The following is a 22088-nucleotide window of genomic DNA, read 5'->3' as shown; positions in this document are numbered from 1 at the left end:
TTTCCCGGCGGATGTCTCAGGACACCAGGGACGCCCGCGCCGCCGCGATCGAGTCGGCGATCGGTGTCGTCGGGCGGCCGATGAGCCGTGACAGGTCGCCCGGCGTGGAGGCCAGCGCGCCCCGGCCGATGGCGTTGTCCACGTCCACGAGGATCTCGGCGAAGGCCGCGGGAACCCCCGCGCCGGTGAGGATCGCCTGGCGCTCGGCGGCGGTGACGGAGGTGTGGACGACCTTCGTGCCGGTCTGCCGCGACACCTCCTCGGCGAACTCCTCGAACGACCACGCCGTGTCGCCGCCCAGCTCGTACGCCTTGTTCAGATGCCCGTCGTCGTTCATGACGACCGCCGCGGCCGCGGCGTAGTCCGTACGCGGGGCGGTGGCGATGCGGCTCCCCGCGGGAGCGTTGGTGACGATGGCACCGCGCTCCACCGTGCCGGGGAGGTCGCCGACATACATCTCCGAGTACCAGTTGTTGCGCAGGAAGGTGTACGGCAGGCCGGAGTCGAGGATCATCCGCTCGGTCTCGCGGTGGTCGCCCGCGAGCAGGAAGTCGGCCTTGGGACCGCCGAACACGCTGAGGTATGCCAGCTGTGCCACGCCCGCCGCCTTCGCCGCGTCGATCACCGCGCCGTGCTGGGCCGTGCGCCTGCCCACGTCGGTGCCGGAGATCAGCAGCACCCGGTCCTCGGGCCGGAACGCCCCCGCGAACGTCTCGGGCCGGTCGTAGTCGGCGACGTGCAGCCGGACGCCCCGCGCCACCAGATCGGCGGCCTTCTCCTCGCTGCGCGCGACGGCCGTGATCTCGTCCGCCGGTACGCCGGCGGCAAGAAGGTCCGCGATGATCATGCGGCCGAGCTGGCCGGTCGCCCCGGTGATGATGATGCTCATCGAAGTGCTTCTTCCCGTTGGATTTCATCAGTGCAGGTCCCGCACTCGGAGCTCACCCTACGATCAGTACTGTCGTTGTCGTAAGTACCCACCTTGAAGTAAGTTACTGGTATGAACGTAAGGGAGCAGCCGGTGTCCGCGACGCTCGTGCCGCCGCCGGATGTCAATCGCGCGGAATGCCCCTCACGACTGGTGCTCGAACACGTCACCAGCCGCTGGGGCGTGCTGGTCCTGGCCGCGCTGCTGGAGCGCTCGTACCGTTTCAGTGAGCTGCGCCGCCAGGTCGGGGGGGTGAGCGAGAAGATGCTCGCGCAGACCCTCCAGGCCCTCGAACGCGACGGCTTCGTCCACCGCGACGCCAAGCCCGTCATCCCACCGCGCGTCGACTACTCGCTGACGCCCATGGGCCACGAGGTCGCCGAGCAGGTGTGGACGCTGAGCCGGTGGGTCGAGAGCAGGCTGGACAACGTCTTCGAGGCACGCGAGGCGTACGACGGGGCACGGGAGTCCTAGAACCGATCGGCACGGGAACGCGCCGAGAACGATCGACTGTGGAGTGCCGGCTGTCGCCTGATCGTGCTCCGCCGGGGTGAGCCGCGGACACGGATGGTCACGCTGCCGGGCGACGAGGAAGCGGAGCCTGCCGAGGTCGCCGTCCCGTAACGGGAACCGGCCCGCCCCGCTCGAAGCGGGACGGGCCGGTCGACGTGCTGATGCGCCTACCGGTCAGGACGGGCCGGCCGACGTGCTGGTGCGCCTACCGGCCGGGCCGGTCGACGGTGGGTGCGCCTATTGGGCGGTCTTGTCGGGACGCTCGCTGACGCGGATGGAGTTGACGATGGGATCGCCCTTCCGCGCCGTGAACCCCACGTCGAGCCGGCCGTCGGTGACCTTCACCGTGTACTGGCGGCTGACCGCGGTGTTCTCTCCGGCCTCCCGGGCGAGGTCGAGCGCCGAGATCGCGATCTTGTCCTCGATGCTGACATCGAAGACCCGCTTGCCCGGCTTCTTGTTCCGGGTCTCGGCGAAGCCCAGTTCGACGGTGTAGACCCCGTTGGGCACCTTGTCGAACCGGTACTCCCGCATGTCCTCGCGGGCGCTCCTGTAGAGCGCCTGCTCGACGGTGCCCCTGACAGCCTTGCCGGAGGTGTGCGCCTTGCCGTCGCCCACGTAGCCGTAGCCGCCCGGCGTGTACTTCCGGTCGGCCGCCCAGACGTCGCCCGCGGCGTCGGTCACCTTCCTGTCGCCACCGGCCTCGACGGCGACCTGGAACTTCGGCACCACGACGGACACGGTGATCGGGAACGCCGGGTTGCGGCCGCTCGCCGAGCGCACGACCAGCGTGCCGGTACGGACACCGCCCGGCTGGACACCCGCGCTGGACGCGGTGACCTGCAGCGTCACGGACCCGCCCGCCTTGATCTGCCCACTGGCCGGGGTCACGCTCAGCCCGCTCTGGCCGGGGGCGATCTCGACGGTGTACGCCGTGTCGGCCCCCAGGTTGGACAGCTCGACCGTGCCCTTCCTGGTGGAGGAGGGCGGCATCACGAGAGTGATCTCGCCGGTCGACGCCGTCACCCGGCCGGTGGCCAGGGCGGTGTCGAGCCGGTTCCGCTCACCGGCCGTGATGGTGACCGCCTTGGTGAGGGTGCCGTAGTTCTCCTCCGAGACCTCCACCTGGTAGTCCCCGGCGGGGATCTGCCCGAAGAAGGTGCCGTCGGCTCCGGAGGTGAGGGTGGCGACGTCGCCCACCTTGACCGTCGCGCCCGCCAGCGGCTTGCCGTCGTTGGCGTCGGTGACGGCGCCGGTCACCAGCCCGTGCCGCCGGGCGGCGAAGTCCAGGCTCTGGCCGTCGGCGATGGAGGGGTTGGGATCGGTGAGGTAGGAGTACTGGAGCGCGTCCGTGCCGTCCGCGTTCTCGATGCCGATCGTCGCGGTCGTGCCCGCCTCGTGGGTGGTGTCGATTCCGCGGTAGCGGTACCCGATGGAACCGTCCTCACCGAGCAGCGCCTCGAACGAGAAGTGCTCGTCGGAGTCGTAGAACTGCACGTTGCGCCACTCCACGACGAAGGTGCGGTTCGGTGCGGTCCCGATGGTGGCGGTGTAGAGCCCGCTCTCGTCCCACATCGCCAGGTCTTCCCAGTACGGGTAGATAGCGGCGTTGGGGTCGTTTCCGGAGGGCAGAGAGGTGTTGCTCGGGATGGAGTAGGTGTTGGTGCCGAAGGTCAGGAACCCGTTGGTACCGGCCGCGCCGCTGGTGTAGGTCTTGCCGTAGAACGGGAAGGCGAACGGCAGCGTGATCCTCTGGCTCTCGTCGTCGCCGCCGAGCGGCTCCTTGACGGTGCCCTCGACGTACGGCTCGGTGCCGCTCCTGCAGGTGTAGCCGAAGGAGTCGGTGTAGCTCGTCAGCTCGATGTCCCTGGTCAGGTCACCGGTCACCGTGACGGGCACGGTGGCGTTCTGCGTGCATCGGGACTCCGCGTTGACCTTCAGGTCGAAGCCCTGGCGGGGCAGTGTGAGCTCGTAGTGGCCGTGGGCGTCGGTGACCGCGCCGGCCGGCGTGCCCGCCGCGGTGACCGTGGCGCCCACCTGGGGCAGGCCGACGCTGGTGACCGTCCCGGACACCGTGCTCAGGGCCTGCGCCACCAGCGACGCGTCCTCGGTGACCGTCTGGTCGGTCGTGACGGTGACGGTCGCGGTGACGTCGTCGTAGGTGAACTTCTTGAAAGTGACCTGGTAGTCGCCGCTCAGGAGGCGGGGCAGCGTGTAGGACCCGTCCTGCCCGGTGGTGACCGTACGGTTCACCGGTCCGGAGACGCCGACGGTCACGCCGGCCATGGGAGTGCCGCCCGAGGTGACCGTGCCGGTCAGCGTGCCCAGCTCTCCGGCCGGGGTCGCCCTGACCGCGGCGTAGGCGTCGAGCATGCCCTCGCCCCAGGTGTAGTTGTCCGCGGCGGTGCCGCCGCAGCTCGTGTCGTCGATGTCGGCAGCGGTCCCGTCGAGCAGGGCTCGGGTGTTCTCGACGTCGTTCTTCAGGCTGGGCGACATCGACCACATCAGCGCCACCGTGGCGGCGACGTGCGGACCGGCCATCGACGTACCGGAGTCAGGGCGGTAGCCGCCGTCGTTCCAGGACGAGCGGATGTTCACGCCCGGTGCGGTGATGTTCGGCTTGATCTCGCCGTTCTCGCCGGGACCGCGGGAGGAGAAGTCCCCGATGCGCCCGCTGGAGTCGAAGGCTCCGACGCTGTAGGCGGCGACGTCCCCGCCGGGGTTGCCGGTGCTGTCACAGGGGTTGGGCGACTTCAGGGCCTCGTTCCCGTTGGAGAAGGCGGGGAAGATGCCGGCGGCGACCCAGGCCCGGATCATCTCGTCGTACCAGAGGCTGAGGCCGGCGCCGCCCCAGGAGTTGTTGATGACGTCGGGCGCGAGGTCGGGCCGCGGGTTCTGGCCGTTCAGGTCGGTGGGCGCGAGCATCCACTGGCCGGCGGCGAGCAGGGCCCAGTCCGGGCACCCGCCGACGGCGAAGCATGCCTTCGCCGCGATCCACTTGGCTCCGGGGGCGACGCCGACGTTGTTGGCGCCGCCGTCGCCGCCGACCATGGTGCCCATGGTGTGGGTGCCGTGGCCCCGGTCGTCACATGGCGCGTCGGTCGGGCATGCGCCGCCCGGGTCGAACCAGTTGTAGGCGTGGTCGACACTGCCACCGGGGGTCGCGCCGCGGTAATGGGAGATCAGCGCCGGGTGGTCCCACTGCACGCCGGTGTCGATGTTGGCGACGACGACGCCCTCGCCGTGATCGCCGAGTTCGTCCCACACCTTGGGGGCGTTGATGCGGTCGATGTTCCACTCGACGGAGGCGGCGGTCGCCTTGACCGCCTTGGCCGGCTGCGGCTCGGGCAGCGGGACGACCCGAGACGGCTCGATCGCCGCCACCTCGGGAAGCTTGGCGATCCCGGCCGCCAGCTTCGCGTCGCCGGTCACCTTGACGGCGTTGACGATCCAGAACGGGGTGAAGTCGGCGTGCGCGGCCTTGAGGAGCTTGCGCAGGTTCGTCTGCGAGGAGGCGGCGGTCTCCGTCTTCACCCGGTAGACCTGCTTGCCCTTCTCGGCCTTGGTCTTCGCCGTACGCGCCGTCCGTAGGTCGGCGTCGTCCTTCAGGCGGACCCAGAAGGTGGCCTTGTCGTCCGTGGACAGGTCGGCCTGGACCACCCGGTCGATCTTGTCGAGTTCGGGTGCGGCCTGCGTGGCGCTGTACGCCACGCCTTGGGGGATCAGGAAGGCGACGGCGATGGTCCCGATCAGGGCCATTCGCCAGGGGCGGGCTGTGAACACACGATCTCCTTCACGGGCATGGGGATGCCCGCGGGGGGAAGCAAAATGGGTGATAAGGGATCTTTAGGAACCCCCGGGGAGGATAGTGAATGGATGTTGCATTTGCTTGTAATAAAGGGCGAAAAATGTCATGAGGGCTTAACATTCGCTCGCGGGGGACGAATGGATTCACCGGGGTACGGACTCCGCGAAAGATGCATTGACCTGTGGTTTTACTCGTCCTGACCGCGGCTCGGAGCTCGGCGGCGGGGAGCTTCTTCAGGGGTGTCGTATTCCGGACAGATGACGGAACACGACACGACGAGCGGGGGCGGACAGGTGGAAACCGGGTCGCGCCGACGACGGCGGTGAACCGACGACCGGCGGATCAGGCGTCGCGGATGAACCCGGGACGCGTCGGGTGGGTCATGGTGAGGCCGCCCCGACCACCTCGGCCACGTAGCGCGTGACCTCTGACCACGCACCCCTCGACCGCTTCGGCCACGTGGCGCGACCTCTGACCGCACACCCCGGCCCGCCCGCGCCGGACGACCCTAGACACCGGCGCGGAGCCGGCCCTCCTCGGAGCGGTGGAACCTGACGAGCCTGGTCAGCGCCGCCTGGCTCGCCTCGGGCCCGTCGTCGGCGAACGCGCGACTGCGGGCGAACGCCCGTAGCGGCTCGTGGTAGTAGTACCGGTCCAGGCCTCCGGACTCCAGCAGGTGCATGTCCACGAGGGACTCCAGCAGCGCCGTGGTGTCGCCGAGCGGCAGGTCCAGCACGGCCGAAGCGGCGGCGGGCGAGATGTCCGGCCCGTCCGTAAGGGAGAGCAGCCGGAACGCCCTCGCCTGCGCGGGTGACAGCTGCTCCATCGCTGACGCGTACGGCCGCTCGATGGCCCCGCACTCCGGCGGGAGCACCTCCGAGCCGGGGTCGGGCCTGCCGAGCCGCCGCTTCGCCTCCGCGATGGTCCATCCCGGCCGCGAGGCGATCCGCGTGCCGAGCACCTGCAGCACCTGCGGCAGACCGGCGGTGCGCCGGACCATCTCGCGGATGTCCGCCAGCTCCGGCCGCACCCGGTCGACGCCGATGATCCGTTCCAGCAGGGCGACCGAGTCGTCCTCGCCCAGCCCGCCCAGCTTCAGCCAGTGCACGTACGCCAGGCCGTACAGCCGCTGCCGCGCGGTGATCACGACCGCGGACCCACCGGAGCCGGGCAGCAGCTGCCGTACCTGCTCGGCGTCGCGGGCGTCGTCCAGCACGACGAGCAGCCGGCGGCCGGCGGTCAGCGTCCGCCACAACGCCACGCGCTCGCTGAACGACTCGGGCAGCCCCGCGTCCGGCACGCCGATGCCACGCAGCAGCTCGGCCAGCGGCTCCATGGCCACGCCGAGGTCGACGAACAGTTGACCGTCGGGGAAACCGGCGGCGACCGCGTGCCCGACGTGCACCGCGAGAGTCGTCTTGCCGACGCCGGCGAGCCCCTCGACACCGATCACCGGCACGCTCGCGCCGGACGGGGTCAGGGCGTCGGCCATGCGGGACCGCGGCTCGTCGCGGCCGACGAAGTCCGGTACGTCCGGTGGCAGCTGCGTGGGGTTACGCGGCGACGCGGCCGCCTGCGCCGGTGCGGCGGGGCCGACCAGCGCCGGGTCGGACACGAGAATCCGCCGCTGCATCTCCCGTAGGTCCGGGCCGGGGTCCAGTCCCAGCTCGTCGGCGAGCAACCGCCGCACCTGCTCGAACACCGCCAGCGCGTCGGCCTGCCGGCCGGACCGGTAGAGGGCGAGCATCAGCAGTTCGCGCGGCCGTTCCCGCAGCGGCTGCTCAGCGACCACCTCCGCGAGCTCGGCGGCCGCCTCGACGTGCCGGCCCGACTCGATGTCGGCCGCCGCCAGGTCCTCGATCGCCGTGAGCCGCAACTGCCCGAGCCGGGTACGTTCGAATTCGGCGTAGTCACCGTTGACACCGGCGAGCGGCGTGCCGTGCCACAGACCGAGCGCGGTGCGCAGCGCGGTCGCCGCAGCGAGCACGTCACCGGCGCGGCGGGCCTCCCTGGCGACGCCGAGCCACCGCTGGAACTCGGTGAGGTCGAGGTCCTCGGCGCGCAGCGCGTAGCCGCCGCCCATCGACTCGATCACCGCGGCCGGGTGGCCGGGGTCGAGCACGCGGCGCAGCCGGGACACGTACGAGCGGACCATGCCGATCGCGGCACGCGGCGCGGCACCGCCCCAGATCGCCGCTATCAGCTGGTCGGGTGAGGCGGAGGTGCCGGCCTGCAGCAGGAGGATCGCGAGGATCGCCCGCTGCTGCGGGGAGCCCAGCTCGATCTCGTCGTCACCGCGCCAGGCGCGCACCGGACCGAGCACCTCGAATCGCAGCCGTTCGCCCACCGGGGACCCCCTCCGAAACCGACCGCATACCCCAGACCGACCAACGACCGACATATAGGCGGTATTCCGGATCAGCCCACGTCAAGGAGGTCCCCTGGCGTCGCAGGAAGCTGCGGGCGGTTCCAGGTCGGCCCATCTCAAGAAGGTCCTCAGGCGGCGCCGGAGCCTACGAACGGTTCCAGGTCAGCCCGCGCCGAGGAGGTCCCCGGGTGGCCCCGGAGCGTACGGACGGTATCCCGGGCCGGCCCACCCCCTGTGTGCTGGAGCGTACGGACGGTATCCCGGGCCGGCCCACCCCCTGTGTGCTGGAGCGTACGGACGGTACTGCTGGTCAGCCCGCGCCGAGGAGGTCCTCGAACGGCGTCGGCTCGAACGGGTCGCGGACGGCCGGCGCGTCCCGCCGGTGGATCTCCACGGCGAGCTGGGCCGCGGCCCGGTCGATCCGGCGGGCCAGGAGGTCCGGGGCGGCCGCCCCACCCCAGTCCTCCGGAGCCGCGAACACCGACATCGGCACGACCACACCCCGCAGATAGGTGAACAGCGGCCGCATCGCGTTCTCCAGCACCAGCGAGTGCCTCGCGGTGCCGCCGGTCGCGCCGATCAGCACCGGCTTGTCCGCCAGCGCGTTGTCGTCCAGCAGGTCGAGAACGTCGAAGAACGCCTTGAACAGCCCGCTGTAGGAGGCGGCGAACGTGGGCGTCACCGCGATCAGCCCGTCGGCTCCGGTCACCACGTCGAACGCGCCCTGCAACTCCGGGGCCGGAAAGCCGCTGACCAGGCTGTTGACCAGGTCGTGCGCGTGGTCACGGACCTCGACCACGCGCACCTCGGTCTCGTCGCCCCTCTCGTGCAGCTCCCGCTCGACGGCCGCGGCCAGCCGGTCGGCGAGCAGCCGGCTCGACGACGGGCGGCCGAGCCCGGCGGACACCACGGCAATGGTGCGCCTCATCCGATTTCCGCCGCCTTCAGTGACTCGTGTGTCGGCGCGTCCGGGATGTGCGCCGGTCGCATCGCCGCGAACTCCTTACGGAGCACGGGGACGACCTCCTCGCCGAGGAAGTCGATCTGTTCCAGCACCGCCTTGTGCGGCAGGCCCATGCCGTCCACGTTGAACAGCTGGCGCTGGTAGTCGCCGAAGTGCTCCCGGAACTGGAGCGTCCGGTCGATGACCTCCTGCGGGCTGCCCACCGACAGCGGCGTCCGCCGCATGGTCTCCTCAAGCGACGGCCCGTTGCCGTAGGCCGGGGAGTTGTCGAAGAACGGGCGGAACTCGGCGATCGCCTCCTGCGAGTTGCGCCGCATGTACACCTGCCCGCCGAGCCCGACGATCGCCTGGTCCGCCGGCCCGTGCCCGTAGTGCTCGAACCGGGTGCGGTACAGGTCGATCATCTGCCGGGTGTGTTCCTTCGGCCAGAAGATGTTGTTGTGGAAGAACCCGTCGCCGTAGTAGGCGGCCTGCTCGGCGATCTCCGGGCTGCGGATCGAGCCGTGCCAGACGAACGGCGGCACACCGTCGAGCGGGCGCGGGGTCGAGGTGAACGACTGCAGCGGCGTGCGGAACCTGCCCTGCCAGTCGACCACGTCCTCTCGCCACAGCCGGCGCAGCAGCGCGTAGTTCTCCACCGCCAGCGCGACCCCGTCGCGAATGTCCTTGCCGAACCACGGATACACCGGGCCGGTGTTACCCCGGCCCATCATCAGGTCGACCCGGCCGTCCGCGAGGTGCTGGAGCATCGCGTAGTCCTCGGCGATCTTCACCGGGTCGTTCGTGGTGATCAGCGTCGTCGACGTCGACAGAAGGATCCTGCTGGTCCGCGCCGCGATGTAGCCGAGAAGCGTGGTGGGCGAGGACGGCACGAACGGCGGATTGTGGTGCTCGCCCGCCGCGTAGACGTCGAGGCCCACCTCCTCCGCCTTCAGCGCCGTCTCGACCATCCGCTTGATCCGCTCGTGCTCGGTCGGCGCACGCCCGGTCGCGGGATCGGGCGCGATGTCGCCGACCGTGAAAATGCCGAACTGCATGGCGCTCATCGCTCAGCCCCTCCTGAGTCATCCGTGACCGGTCATTCCGGTCACGTCCCCATGAAAGCGCCGCGGCGTTGACACCTCGTGCACGTCTGAATCACGTGCCGTTCACGCCTGTGCGTGCACCTGAATCAGGTCCCGCTCACGCCTGGGCGCACACCTGAATCACGTCCCGCTCACACCCGTGCGCACACCCGAATCACGTCCCGCTCACACCCGTGCGCACGTCCGAATCACGCGTCGTTCATGCCTGTCCCGCCGCGGCCGGGGTCTGGGCCAGGATCTGCCTCACCCGCGGCACGACCTCCTCGCCGTAGAGGCGGATCGTGGTCATGAGCTTCTCGTGCGCGAGCGTCCCGGAGCTGTACTTGAGCTCGAAGCGGTCGACGCCGAGCGCACCCACCGTTTTTGCGATCTTCGTGGCCACCGTCTCGGGCGATCCGACGTAGAGCGAGCCCTCGTCGGCTTCGGCCTCGAAGCGGCCGCGGGTCGTGGGACCCCAGCCACGCTCGCGGCCGATGCGGTCGTGCATGGCCCGGTAGTGCGGCCAGAGCTCGTCGCGTGCCTCCTTGTCGGTCTCGGCGATGTGGCCCGGCGAGTGCACGCCGATCGGCAACCGCTGGACCTCAAGCTGGGCGAGGGCCTGGTGGTACAGGTCGACGTACGGCGCGAACCGCTCCGGCGCACCACCGATGATCGCGAGCATGAGCGGCATCTCGTAGCGCGCCGCGCGGACCACGGACTCGGGGCTGCCGCCGACTCCGATCCAGGTGCGCAGCCGGCCGGACTCCGTCTTCGGATACACGTGCTGGTCCTTCAGCCCGGGACGGAGCCGGCCCTGCCAGGTGACCGGCCCCTCCTTGAGCAGATGGGAGAGCAGGTCGAGCTTCTCCTCGAACAGTTCCTCGTACTGCGAGAGGTCGAAACCGAACAGCGGGAACGACTCCGTGAACGAGCCGCGGCCGAGGATGATCTCTGCCCGGCCCTGGGACACCGCGTCCAGCGTGGCGAACTTCTCGAACACGCGCACCGGGTCATCCGAGCTGAGCACGGTCACCGCCGTGCCCAGACGGATGCGCTCGGTACGGCCGGCGATCGTCGCCAGCACGATCTCCGGTGCCGAGATCGCGAAGTCGTCCCGGTGATGCTCCCCGATGCCGATCGCGTCGATCCCCACGCTGTCGGCGAGCACGGCCTCCTCGACGACGTTGCGGATAACCTGCGCGTACGGCAGCCGGTTCCCGTCCGCGTCGAAGGTGACGTCCCCGAACGTGTCGATCGCGAACTCAAGTGGTGCGGACATCCTTCGTCTCTTTCTCTGCGGCCTCTACGGCTCTCTACGGCGTGAGCAGTAGAGGAACCCCGGCGCCGTGGCGAGAATTCCGACGCGCGATCAGGATCACACCGGCCGGCCCCGACCCATATGACGGCCGGCCGTCATCCGGATCAGGGGCAGCCCAGCGCCCGGTACTCCCAGCCCGCCGCCCGCCAGACGCCCGCGTCGAGCGCGTGCCGGCCGTCCACGATCCGGGTGTGCCTGACCACCTGCTCCAGCGCCGAGGGCTGGATCTCGCGGAACTCCGTCCACTCGGTGAGCAGGACCACCACGTCCGCGTCACGGGCCACGTCCAGCGCGCTCGTGCCGTACCTGAGCTCCGGGTAGGCGCGGCGCGCGTTGTCCAGCGCGGCCGGGTCGTACACCCGGACGGTGGCGCCCAGCCCGTGCATGGTCCGGGCCACGTCCAGCGCCGGAGCGTCCCTGATGTCGTCGGAGTTGGGCTTGAAGGCCGCACCCAGGCAGGCGATCTTCTTGCCGTCGAGCTGGCCACCGAGCAGTTCCCTGACCAGGTCGATGGTCCGGGAACGGCGACGCCGGTTGATCGCGTCGACTTCGCGGAGGAAGGACACGGCCTGGCCGACGCCGATCTCCTCCGCCCGGTGCGCGAAGGCGCGGATGTCCTTGGGCAGGCAGCCGCCGCCGAAGCCCAGCCCCGGCTGGAGGAACCGGCCGCCGATCCGGTCGTCGTAGGCGAGCGCCTTGGCCAGATCGCGGACGTCGGCCCCGGTGGCCTCGCAGACCTCGGCCATCGCGTTGATGTAGGAGATCTTGGTGGCCAGGAACGAGTTGGCGGCCACCTTGACCAGTTCCGCGGTGGCCAGATCGGTGACCACCACCGGGGTACCGAGGTCGATGATCGGCTGGAACGCCGCGGTCAGCTGGTCGCGCGCCCACTCCGAGGTGACGCCGAACACGAGCCGGTCGGGCCGGAGCGTGTCGTCGATCGCGAAGCCCTCCCGCAGGAACTCCGGGTTCCAGGCCAGCTCCACCTCCTCGCCGGCCGGGGCCAGCTCGTGGATCAGGTCGGCCAGGTGGGCGGCGGTGTTCACCGGGACGGTCGACTTGCCGGCCACCAGGCAGCGCCGGGTCAGGTGGGGAGCCAGGCTGCGTATGGTGCTGTCGATGTAGCTCAGGTCGCAGGCGTCCGAGCCCGGCTGCTGGGGGGTGCCGACGCAGACGAAGTGAACGTCGCCGTGTTCGGCGGCCTCCGCGTAGGAGGTGGTGAACCGGAGCCGGCCCGATGCCAGGGCCTTGCTCAGCAACTCGGGCAGGCCCGGCTCGAAGAACGGAACCTCCCCGGACTGCAGTTGCTCGATTTTTTTGCTGTCCACATCGAGGCCGACCACGTCATACCCCAGCGACGCCATGCAGATCGCGTGCGTCGCCCCGAGATAACCGGTTCCGATCACAGTCAGCCGTGGGAGCTCGGTTCCGCCCATGTCTGTCTTTCCCATCTACTCGTCCTCGAGCCCGTGCTCAGGAACAGACATCTTTTTTGGTGAGCATGCCGCCGGTGACCTTGTTGTCACAGGCGATCTTGTTTCCGCCGGCCGTGTCATTGATGCCGACACCGCCCGAATTGCCGAGATCGATGATGTTGGCCCGGAACACGTTGCCGGTACCCCAGCCGTCCACGATCTTGTGGGTCTGGAAGCCGTCGGCGTTGGTGTTGCTGCCGGTGTTGCCCTCGATGACGTAGCCGTTGCCCTTGACGTCGACCCAGGAGTCGTTGTGCTTGGAACCGCTGAGGCCGGAACCGTCGAAGATGTTGCCGACGATGCGCCCGTTGGAGGTGCCTTCCTTGATGTCGATCGCCTCGGCGGTGGACCGGATGACGTTGCCGCGCACGAGGTTGCGGTCGCTGCGGTCCATCTTCCCGCCGGAGTAGGTCGCCCAGTTGCTTTCGGCGGTGCCGAGGTAGACGCCCTCACCGAACTTCTCCCGGCGCAGGCCGGTCGCATAGATCATGCAGTACTGAACGGTGTTGTCAGTGCTGAAGTTGCGCAGGTGAATCGCTTCGTCCCCGATGTCGTGGACGGTCAGCCCCTGGATGATCGTGTTGGTGGTCCGGTCGGCCATCACACCCTTCTGGCTGTTGCGGACGGTGAAACCGACCAGCCGCCAGTGGTCGACCTCGTTGAGGTGGAAGGCGTAGCCCTTCTTGACCCCGCCGCCGTCGATGATCGCCTCGGGCGGGCCGCAGACGAAGATCGGGTCAGCCTTCGTCCCCGGGATCGTCGCCACGAACCGGCCGGCGTAGACACCGGGCTCCAGTTTGATCACCGTGCCCGGTTCGGCCGCCTCCAACGCCTCGGCGAGCCCGGCGGCGTCGCCGACGGTCACCGTGGCCTCGGGGCAGTCGATCAATCCTTCCCCGGTGGGGACGGCGATGTCGGGCGGCTGCTGCGATGCGGTGAACTCCTCCACGTCTTCCTCCTCGTCGTCCACCTGCGAAGCGTTGTCATCCTTCTGCGAAGCGTCGTCCTCTTGCTGCGAAGCGTTGTCCTCCTGCGAGGCAGGCGTGCCCGCGCTCTTCGGCCGGATGTCCTCGATCGGGGTGCCCGGGCCTTCTCCGCCGCCGAACAGTCCGCGCAGCAGCACCACGACGATCATCGTGATGACCGCTCCGGCCAGCATCCCCACCAGAGTCTTTCGGTCGATGTCCAGGCGCATCGCTCAGCTCCTCTCCGCCGGAGTCGGGGCGGCGTCGGTCGTCAGAAGCCGAGCCGGTCGCCCTTCCAGCAGCGTCTGCTTCTCGTATGGATGGACAAATCGGCGACCGACCCGCGGGCCGTCGCCGCGCACCGCCCGGAGCGCCGAGATCACGATCAGGGAGAACACACCCAGCCAGATCAGGTTCATCGGCTTGGCGAGCCGCTCAACCGTCGTCCAGAAGCTGGCCGTGTCCTGCCAGCCACCGGTGTTGTTCTGCGTGACGGTCGTGGTTCCCGTCGCGCGGCCGGTGTCGAGCGCGCTGCGGCCGGCACCGCCCAGGGTGTTGCCGGTGATCTCGGTGCCTCCGTCCGCGCCGAGCAGTGAGATCGCGTGCAGTGAGGCGGACTCGACCGTGTTGCCGGAGATGGTGGCCTCCGCGTCGCGGAGATAGATCGCGGTCTGGGTGTTCCGTACGATGTTGCCGCTGACCCGGGCCGACCGTACGCCGTCGCGGAGCACGATCCCCTGGCTGCGCTGGCCGGTGAGACGGTTGCCGGAGACCCGGACGCCGGTGGCGTCCTGGCTCACCACGATGCCCATCTCCCCGCCGATCACCTCTGTGGTCTGCACGGCGAGTTCGACGCCTCCCTGGATCTCCACGCCGTAGTGGCCGTTGTCCCGCGCCTCGCTGCTGATCACCGAGCTGCCGCCGAAACTGCGCAGCGACTCCCCGGACGCCGACGGTCCCCGGGCCAGCGGCAGGCCACTGATCGTAAAGCCGTTGCCGCCGTTGCGCTCGGCCTTCGAACCGGTGATCGTGACGTTCTGCGTGCCCCGGGACAGGACGAACCCGTCACCCCGGCTGTCGGTCACGGTGGTGTTCTCGATGGAGGCGTTGCGCGCGAACCGGTGCAGCAGCACCCCGTGAACCAGGCTCCCGGTGATCGAGACGTCGGTGATCCGGGTCTCGTTGGAGGCCGTGATGAAAATTCCGTACGCGTTGCCGGTGATCGTGGTGTCGGTGATGTCGCCGGTGACCAGGTTGGCGTCGGGCATCTGGTAGGAGACCCTCCCCCGGCCCGCTCCGTCGGTGATCTCGACCTGGCCGTCGACGCCTCTGCCCGGCACAAGGAGGCCGTTGGGCAGGAGCACCCGCGGCTGGGCGGCGGCCTGCTCCCGCAGGGGGGTCTTCTTCGGAGGAGGCGTCTTTTTCGGGAGGGGCGCCTTCGGGAGGGCGGTGACGGGGACCCGCTCCGCGGTCTGGGTCGGCCGGTCACTGCCGGTCAGCGCCAGCCCGCCGGTCGGCCCGCTCCAGAAACCGAGATACTCCACCACCGCATGGCTCACCTTGAGCTCCCCGCCGATCGCGCGCAGGTAGGCGCGCCCGTCGGAGACCTTGGTGTCCGCCGTCCTGGCATTCGGGTCCCAGCTTGTCAGCCGCACCGGATTCTGCGTCGAACCGTTGATCCGGACGCTCGCGCCGAAGCTCACGATCGAGACGAAGGCGCCGGGCTCGCTGTGCATCCGGATCACCAGCGGGCCGGTCGCGTTCTGGAGCACCAGCTTGGCCCCCGGACCGACGAACACGTTGATGCCGAGCACGTAGGAGCCATCCGACTGTTTCTGGAACAGCTCCTGGCCCAGACGCTCCAGGTCGGCGACCCGGTACGGATCGCGGCGCTGCGGCAGCACGAGCGTCTGGCCGTTGGCCGAACTGGAGATGTGCGGCACGCGGGCCTCCGCGGCGGCGGGTCCGCCCCGCGCCAGTGCCGAGGCCAGCGCCGCGCGGGTCTCCATGATCCGCAGATCCTCCTGGTCGACCAGGGTCGACTGCTGCTGCGCCTCCGCCTGGGGCACCTCGTTGACCCCGGGAGGCGGGGCGGAGCCCTCGACGTAGGAGAGGTAGGTCCAGGTGCCGACCGCGGACAGGATCAGCACCAGGACCATGAGGAGAGTACGGCCTCTCCGCCGGGGTGGCCCGCTCATCCTCTGCCCCCTGCCACGGGTGTCGAGCCGGCCGGCTCCCGTTGCCGCGAGGAAAGCTCAACGGCGGGTGCCGGATCCGGCGAGGGGGCATGGCGCAGCAGGATGGGCCGTCCCTCCTCGAGCAACTTCTGGAGCGCGTAGGGGTTGCGGATCTCCCTGGGTCGCCGCCGTTCGATGACGGTGCCGCGGGATCGGACCGCCGATACGACCACCAGGAGGATGACCCCGGCCCAGATCACGTTCATGGGCTTGACGTAGCGTTTGGCCTTGACCCAGAACGACGATGTGTCATCCCACCGGTCCTCGTCGTTGTTGTGCTTGTTCAGCCTGTCGGCGGCCCGCGCGGTGCTGATCGCGCTGGTCCCCCAGCCGACGAGGGTGTTACGGGTGATCTCGGAGCCTCCGGCGTCGCCGATCACGGTGATCCCGTGAGCCTTGGGAACCGGCAGGGTCGTGATCTTGTTTCCGACGATAGTGCCATTGGAGTCGCGCATATAGACCCCGGTTACGGTCCCCGTAACCGTATTGCCGGCCACATACGCTCCGGTCGCCCCGTCGCGCAGCGCGATCGCCTGGCGGCGCTGGTCCGCCAGCCTGTTACCCGAGATCTGCACCTCGCTGGCGCCCTCCCGCACCACGATGCCCATGTCGCCGCCGATGACCTCGCTGGTCTGCACGGCCAGCCGGCTGCCGCCGAGCACCTCGATGCCGTACCTCTTGTTGTCGCGGGCGACGCTGTTGCTGACCGAGCTGTCGCCGTAGACGGCCAGCGACTCGCCGCTCGCGGACGGGCCGCTCGCGAGTGCGCTCCCGTTGAGCGTGAAGCCGTTGCGCCCGTTCCGCTCGGCCAGGCAGTCGCTGACCCGCACCTTCACGGTCGCCCGCGACAGAACGAAACCGTCGCCGCCGCTGCCGATCACCTTGGTTCTCTCGATCGTCGCGTTCTTGGCGAACCGGTGCATGAACACGCCGTGCACCAGACTGTCGACGATCCTGTTGTCGATGATCTGCGTCTGGTTCGAGCCGGAGACGAAGAGCCCGTAGGCGTCGCCGGTGATGACGCTGTGCTGGATCGACCCGGAGACGAGCTCGTCGGCGAGCACGTGCGAGGCGGTGCCGGGGCCGACCGGAATGGTCTCCACGTCGCCGAAGCTGCCCCCGCCCCGATCTTCCTGGGTGTTCGCCAGCCGTTCCCGCTTGTCCTGATGGCGCTGGTCTTTTGTCCGGTGCCGGTAGGCGCTGGCCGGTCGCTCGGTGCCGGTGAGCGCGATGCCCCCGGTACGGCCGCTCCAGAAGCCCAGGTGGGAGACCTCCGTGTAGCTCATCTCGAACTCGCCGCCGACCGCCCGGATGTAGGCGCGGCCATCGGTCGTGTTCAGGTCCGGCTTCTGGGTCCGCACGTCCCAGCTGGTGATCCGCACCGGCCTCTTGGCGGTGCCCTTGATCTCGATGTTGCCGCCGAACGCGACGATCGAGCTGAACGAGCCGGGCAGGCTGCCCATCCGCAGCGTCAGCGGGCCGCGCAACTGCAGGCGCGCCCCGTCGGCGACGAAGACGTGGACGCCGAGCAGGTAGGAGCCGTCCTTCAGCCGCCGCAGATACCGGCCCTTCTCGACGGCCGCCAGATCCTTGAGGGTGTACGGGGTCTCGGTGCTGCGCGCGGGCAGCACCAGCGTCCTGCCGTGCTCCGACGCGAAGACCTGGGGCTGCTTGCGCTGGGCGGCCTCGACGCCGCCGGTCTGCAGCATGGCCGTGAGCGCGGCACGGGTCTGGACGATCCGCTGGTCCTCGACGTCCACCAGGGTCGCCTGCGTCTCGGCGTCGTCCGCCGAAATCGTGCCGGCCGCCAGGATCGCGTCGTCCGCCATGATGGCGTCCTCGACCAGGGCCGGCCCCTCCGCCGGCTTCTTGTCGTTTTTGGGAGCCTGCCTGGTCGTCGGAGCCGGGCCGCGTGCCGGGTTGGGTTTCGGGGTCGAGCCGGTTCTCGGAGCGGGGCCGCCTGTCTGAGTCGGGCCGGCTTTCGGGGTCAGGCCGGCTTTCGGAGTCGGGCCGGCTTTCGAGGTCGGGCTGGCTTTCGGGGTCGGGCTGGCTTCGGGAACCGGGTCCGCCGGACCCGGGGTGTCCTCCGGATCCGCGTCGCTCCCCGGAGCCGGGTCGATCCCCGAGACCACGTCCGGCCCGTCCGGCGAGGTGGGAGACAGGAAGGCCGCGGCCGCCGGGCCGGTCCCCAGTCCGAACGCCAGCGCCGCGACGGTCAGGAGGACGGGGATGGCGCGTGCCATCTCAAACCAGTCCCTTGAGCGTGGCGGCGCTCTGGCCCGCCCCGCCCACCTGGTCGGAGGTACGGGTGAGCCAGCCCTGCTTGTTCATCGTCAGGAACGCGTACAGCTTGATCGGCAGCGCGATCATGATGACCACCAGGCAGAGCAGCGGCAGCAGCAGGATCTCCGAGGGGTGGCGGCGCAGGTGCGACCAGCCGCGGATGCCCCGGCCCAGGACCAGCCAGCCGACCGCGAGCCCGATGCTCACCGCGGTGAGCTCCAGCCTGCTGAAGAACAGGTAGGCGAGCGTGACGCCCATGGTCACCGGGGTGAGCAGGATCTGCAGCACGGTCACCTTGGTGACCAGCGGAGTCTTCCACAGCCACCCCTTCCACAGCGCGGTCAGGTAGCAGCGGTAGGAGTTGCGGCTCCACCGGACGCGCTGCTTGACGAAGGCGCTGAAGGAGTCGGGGAACATCGAGATGGCACGGGCGGAGGCCTGGTGCACGGTCTTGTATCCGGAGGCGAGGACGAGCCAGGTGAGCCGGCCGTCGTCGCCGGCGATGCACCGGCGGCCGAGGAAGAACTCGTTCTCCAGGTGGGTGACGACCGGGAGGATGGCCGAAAGCCGGTAGGCGGCGGTCCGGCCGGACAGGCAGGCCACCCCGCCCCTGCTTCCCATCGCCGGCACGTAGTCGTAGTAGCGCAGGTTGACCAGCCAGTCCGCGATGCGCCGCCAGACGCTGGTGGTCCGCTGGTACACGTTCTGCTGGGTGCCGACCCCGCCGACCGTCGGGTCTTCGAAGGGCATCTGCACGGCGTCCAGCAGGCCGGGCTGCCACCAGGTGTCGGAGTCGGCGAAGACCACGATCTCGCCCTGGGCCGCCCGGATGCCCACCCCGAGCGCGGAGCGCTTACCCGAATGCTCGAACACCAGGACGCGCAGCCGAGGGTCCGTCACCTCCTGGAGCTTGGCCTGGCATTCGGTGTCCGCGATGTCCACAACGATGATCACTTCAAGCGGGTCCTGGGAGAGCCAGCTGGCCAGGCAGCGCACCAGGATCTCGGCATCCTCCCGGTAGGACGGGACGACTACGGAGACCGTGGTCCGGTAGCCGTTCACGACCGGTTTGGCCAGCCGGGACAGCACCACCCGGTAGAGCCACAGGCCCCAGACGAGCAGGCCCGCCAAGCCCAGCGGGATGAAGTCTCGCCAACTCCCGTTGGAGGTGGAGCGAACGACCCATTCGTAAGCAGCATCAAACCAGTCCGACACAGATGCCACGGATCCTCCTGGGCGAATTGCCCCGATATGCCCGAATGCTTCCGGGCAAACAACCCCTCCACAGACAGACAGCGACATTAACGGTCCAGTTTCATCAAGTCATTTGGAACGTTGCAAACGTTACAAAACTGAAGGAATCGTCACATGTTGTCTTTGGGGCGGATGAGTCGAGGTCACCGTGTGTTCAGCGGGCCACATCCGACACGAGGGGGAACGGTGTCCGCGGCGTGATCACGTCATCGGATGCGCTCCCCGTACAAGGCCTGCCGGGTGAGGTGGAACGGGATCCGGCCTGGACATCCGGGCTGCCTGCCGGGCACCACCGGCCCGCACATACCATTCATCGGTGGAAGTTTTGGAGCCGGAGGAGTGGCAGGCTCGGGCGGAGGCCCACCGGCGACGTGTCGAGGCATGGGCGGCGCCGCACCTGGCGCGCAGGGCGCGAGGCGAGTCCCATCCCATCGAGGACTTCCTGTTCACCTACTACGGGCACCGGCCGGCGCGGCTGCGGCAGTGGCATCCGGGCACCGGGGTGGCGCTGAAGGGGGCGCACGACTTCGGCCGCGACTACCTCGACACCCCCGAGGGCGTCACGCTCGACACCGCGGCGCTGATGGACAGGCGCAGGCCCGCCGTCGAGTGGATCGCGCGACTGCTGGCCGCCACCGCGGCACGGCCGGCGTTTCTCGGCTGCTTCGGCCTGCACGAGTGGGCGATGGTCTACAAGGCCGTGGAGGTACGGCACGACTCCTGGCCGCTGCGGCTCAGCGGCGAGGAGATCGCGGAGGTCGTGGAGCAGCGGGGCGTGCGGTGCGGCCACTTCGACGCGTTCCGCTTCTTCACCCCCGAGGCGCGTCCGCTCAACGTGCTGCAGCCGACGCGGCAGCAGCAGGAGGAGCTGGAGCAGCCGGGCTGCCTGCACGCCAACATGGACCTGTACAAGTGGGCGTACAAGCTGTCACCGCTGGTGAGCGGTGAGCTGGTCGCCGACTGCTTCATGCTGGCCCGTGACATCCGCGCCGTGGACATGCGGGCCAGCCCGTACGACCTGAGCTCGCTCGGCCATCGGGCGATCCGGATCGAGACGCCCGAGGGGCGGGCCGAGTACGCCGCCGAGCAGCGGGGGTTCGCCGAACGGGCACGGCCTCAGCGGCAACGCCTGCTCGACGTCTGCGAACGGCTACTCGCCGCCCCCTGATCCGGGGTGACCGGAGTTCATCTGATCCACAGCGGCCGGAATTCGCACCACCCCCGCCGGGGTGACCGGAGTTCGCACCATCCCGGCCGGAGCGCAGGCTCAGCTCCGGCCGGCTTCCCGCGCCACGCTCTCCAGTCGTTCGCGGTAGCTCTCCCACGCCGCCTGGTCACCCGGCGCCATGTTGCCGCCGTCCTTCCTCAGTCCGACGGCTCCGTCGATGAGCTCCCGGACGATGTCGGCATGCCCGGCATGCCGGTTCGTCTCGGCGATCACGTGGATGAGGATCCGGTGCAGCGTCGCCTCACTCCGGTCCTCCGGCCACCACGCCACCCGGCCGATCGCGTCCAGCGTCAACGCCTCGATCGTCGCGTCCGAGTGCGCCCACGCCCGGTGATACAGCCCGACGATCTCTTCACGCGACTCGTCCGCGGTCGCCCACATGTCCGCGCCGAGCTCGGCGTCGTCTTCGATCCAGGGGATCGTCTCGGCGAACGGCCGCCCGAAAGTGCCGCCAAAATATCCCAGCTCAACGCCGGCCACGTGTTTGACCAGCCCCAGCAGGTTGGTGCCGGTCGGCGTCAGCGGGCGGCGCATGTCATATTCCGAGAGCCCGTCAAGCTTCCACAGCAGGGCTTCACGGGCGGTCTGCAGGTAGCGGTGGAGGTCCGACTTCGGGTCTGATCCAGTCATGGCGGAGATCCTCCCACCCGGCACCGACAATCGGCATCGCGATATACGGTGCCTGAAAGCTCTCGCCTCCCGGCCGGCGGCGTCCCGGGCCGTGGCCATGCTCCGCGCCCGCCGCACCCTTCGGTGCAGAGAGTCACCGGCTTCCGGTTCCGGCGCCGTTATCGATGGGAACCGTCCGCCGAGCCACGCCCGTTGCCGATTGCTACGGATCGGACACTTCCACCTTAGAGTTCTTCGCATGCCGGAGATTGCGCCTCGTCAGTTGATCTTGACGCTGTACGGGTTGTACGCCCGGGACGAGCACAACTGGCTGTCGGTCGCCTCGGTCGTCAAGCTCCTGAGCGACGTGGACGTCGACCCGGCCGCCGTGCGTTCGTCGATCTCGCGCCTCAAGCGGCGCGGTGTGCTTGAGGCGCTCAAGATCGAGCGGACCGCCGGCTACAGTCTCTCGCCCGGCGCCCTCGAGCTGTTGCGCGAGGGCGATGTGCGGATCTTCTCCCACCCGAGAGCCCGGCTGACGGACGGATTTGTCCTCGTGGTCTTCTCCATCCCGGAATCCGAGCGCGACCGTCGTCACGCCCTGCGCTCCACCCTCGGCGAGATGGGATTCGGAACAGCCGCGCCCGGAGTCTGGGTCGCGCCCGGAACGCTCCACGAGCACGCGGTCCGCACGGTCGAGCGAATGGGTCTGACCGGCTACGTCGACCTCTTCATCGCGCACCACCGAGCCTTCGGCGACCTTCGCGAGCGGGTCGCCGAGTGGTGGGATCTCGATGCGATCGAGTCGGAGTACAACGAGTTCGTCTGTCATTTCCAGGACGCCCCGAAGCGGTTCGCGGCAGCCGCCGACGGCCCGAGGACCGCGTTCGAGATCTACGTTCCGATGCTCACCGAGTGGCGTCGCCTGCCGTACCGAGATCCTGGCCTGCCGTTCGAGCTGCTCCCCGAAGGCTGGATCGGCAGTCGCGCCGAGAACCTGTTCGCCGACCTCGACGCGCTGTTGCGCCGACCTGCACGAGAGCACGCGATCAGGACGATCCACTCCTGACGCGG

15 protein-coding genes are annotated in these 22088 nt (G+C 69.4%); 3 read left to right on the top strand and 12 right to left on the bottom strand.

All coding sequences use genetic code 11. The annotated features are described in order from the left end of the window. Positions 1-16: 16 nt before the first annotated feature. Positions 17-889 (bottom strand): SDR family oxidoreductase, encoded by an 873-nt coding sequence (locus tag DKM19_RS01690; protein ID WP_110694183.1) that lies wholly within the window; start codon positions 887-889, stop codon positions 17-19. Positions 890-1021: 132 nt separating this feature from the next. On the opposite strand from DKM19_RS01690, the gene DKM19_RS01685 reads away from it, so the two are divergent. After that, the gene (locus DKM19_RS01685) at positions 1022-1402 is read left to right on the top strand and encodes a helix-turn-helix domain-containing protein (RefSeq protein WP_239514037.1); all 381 of its coding nucleotides are present in this window, start codon (positions 1022-1024) and stop codon (positions 1400-1402) included. 276 nt (positions 1403-1678) lie between these two features. Here the strand turns inward: DKM19_RS01685 and DKM19_RS01680 are convergent, their stop codons facing one another. The 10 genes from DKM19_RS01680 to DKM19_RS01635 all read right to left on the bottom strand — a co-directional run bounded on the left by DKM19_RS01680 (position 1679) and on the right by DKM19_RS01635 (position 19147). After that, the gene (locus tag DKM19_RS01680; protein ID WP_239514036.1) at positions 1679-5224 is read right to left on the bottom strand and encodes a S8 family serine peptidase; all 3546 of its coding nucleotides are present in this window, start codon (positions 5222-5224) and stop codon (positions 1679-1681) included. Positions 5225-5757: 533 nt separating this feature from the next. Continuing rightward, positions 5758-7596, bottom strand: coding sequence for a BTAD domain-containing putative transcriptional regulator (locus DKM19_RS01675; RefSeq protein WP_162641201.1), 1839 nt, complete (start codon positions 7594-7596; stop codon positions 5758-5760). 331 nt (positions 7597-7927) lie between these two features. After that, positions 7928-8545: an FMN reductase gene (locus DKM19_RS01670; RefSeq protein WP_110694179.1), complete on the bottom strand. Its 618-nt coding sequence runs from the start codon at positions 8543-8545 to the stop codon at positions 7928-7930. Continuing rightward, a complete protein-coding gene (locus DKM19_RS01665) occupies positions 8542-9618 on the bottom strand; it encodes an LLM class flavin-dependent oxidoreductase (protein WP_110705417.1) in 1077 nt (358 codons plus the stop codon). Before DKM19_RS01665 ends, DKM19_RS01670 begins: the two co-directional genes overlap by 4 nt. Positions 9619-9865: 247 nt before the next feature. Further along, positions 9866-10924, bottom strand: a complete 1059-nt coding sequence (locus DKM19_RS01660) for an LLM class flavin-dependent oxidoreductase (RefSeq protein ID WP_110694178.1) — start codon at positions 10922-10924, stop codon at positions 9866-9868. A gap of 143 nt (positions 10925-11067) precedes the next feature. After that, complete coding sequence (locus tag DKM19_RS01655) at positions 11068-12399, bottom strand: UDP-glucose/GDP-mannose dehydrogenase family protein (RefSeq protein WP_204359016.1); 1332 nt, start codon at positions 12397-12399, stop codon at positions 11068-11070. A gap of 37 nt (positions 12400-12436) precedes the next feature. Further along, positions 12437-13633, bottom strand: coding sequence for a right-handed parallel beta-helix repeat-containing protein (locus DKM19_RS01650; protein WP_110694176.1), 1197 nt, complete (start codon positions 13631-13633; stop codon positions 12437-12439). A gap of 3 nt (positions 13634-13636) precedes the next feature. Further along, positions 13637-15601: a right-handed parallel beta-helix repeat-containing protein gene (locus DKM19_RS01645; RefSeq protein ID WP_162641200.1), complete on the bottom strand. Its 1965-nt coding sequence runs from the start codon at positions 15599-15601 to the stop codon at positions 13637-13639. Then, positions 15598-17883 (bottom strand): right-handed parallel beta-helix repeat-containing protein, encoded by a 2286-nt coding sequence (locus tag DKM19_RS01640; RefSeq protein ID WP_110694174.1) that lies wholly within the window; start codon positions 17881-17883, stop codon positions 15598-15600. Before DKM19_RS01640 ends, DKM19_RS01645 begins: the two co-directional genes overlap by 4 nt. 1 nt (position 17884) lies before the next feature. Beyond that, positions 17885-19147, bottom strand: a complete 1263-nt coding sequence (locus DKM19_RS01635; RefSeq protein ID WP_204358613.1) for a glycosyltransferase family 2 protein — start codon at positions 19145-19147, stop codon at positions 17885-17887. Positions 19148-19493: 346 nt separating this feature from the next. Here DKM19_RS01635 and DKM19_RS01630 point away from each other — a divergent pair, with 346 nt between their 5' ends. Further along, a complete protein-coding gene (locus tag DKM19_RS01630; RefSeq protein ID WP_110694172.1) occupies positions 19494-20345 on the top strand; it encodes a 3-methyladenine DNA glycosylase in 852 nt (283 codons plus the stop codon). Between the two features lie 99 nt (positions 20346-20444). On the opposite strand, the gene DKM19_RS01625 is transcribed toward DKM19_RS01630, so the two are convergent. Next, on the bottom strand, positions 20445-21035 hold the full coding sequence (locus tag DKM19_RS01625; RefSeq protein WP_110694171.1) for a DinB family protein: 591 nt from the start codon (positions 21033-21035) through the stop codon (positions 20445-20447). Between the two features lie 238 nt (positions 21036-21273). Between DKM19_RS01625 and DKM19_RS01620 the strand changes: the two genes are divergently transcribed. Further along, the gene (locus DKM19_RS01620; protein WP_110694170.1) at positions 21274-22083 is read left to right on the top strand and encodes a PaaX family transcriptional regulator C-terminal domain-containing protein; all 810 of its coding nucleotides are present in this window, start codon (positions 21274-21276) and stop codon (positions 22081-22083) included. The last annotated feature ends 5 nt before the right edge of the window (positions 22084-22088 follow it).

Source organism: Streptosporangium sp. 'caverna', assembly GCF_003203775.1.
Taxonomy (GTDB): Bacteria; Actinomycetota; Actinomycetes; order Streptosporangiales; family Streptosporangiaceae; genus Streptosporangium; species Streptosporangium subroseum.
The sequence above is the reverse complement of the archived record's forward strand: the minus strand, read 5'-3'. Positions and strand labels throughout refer to the sequence as shown.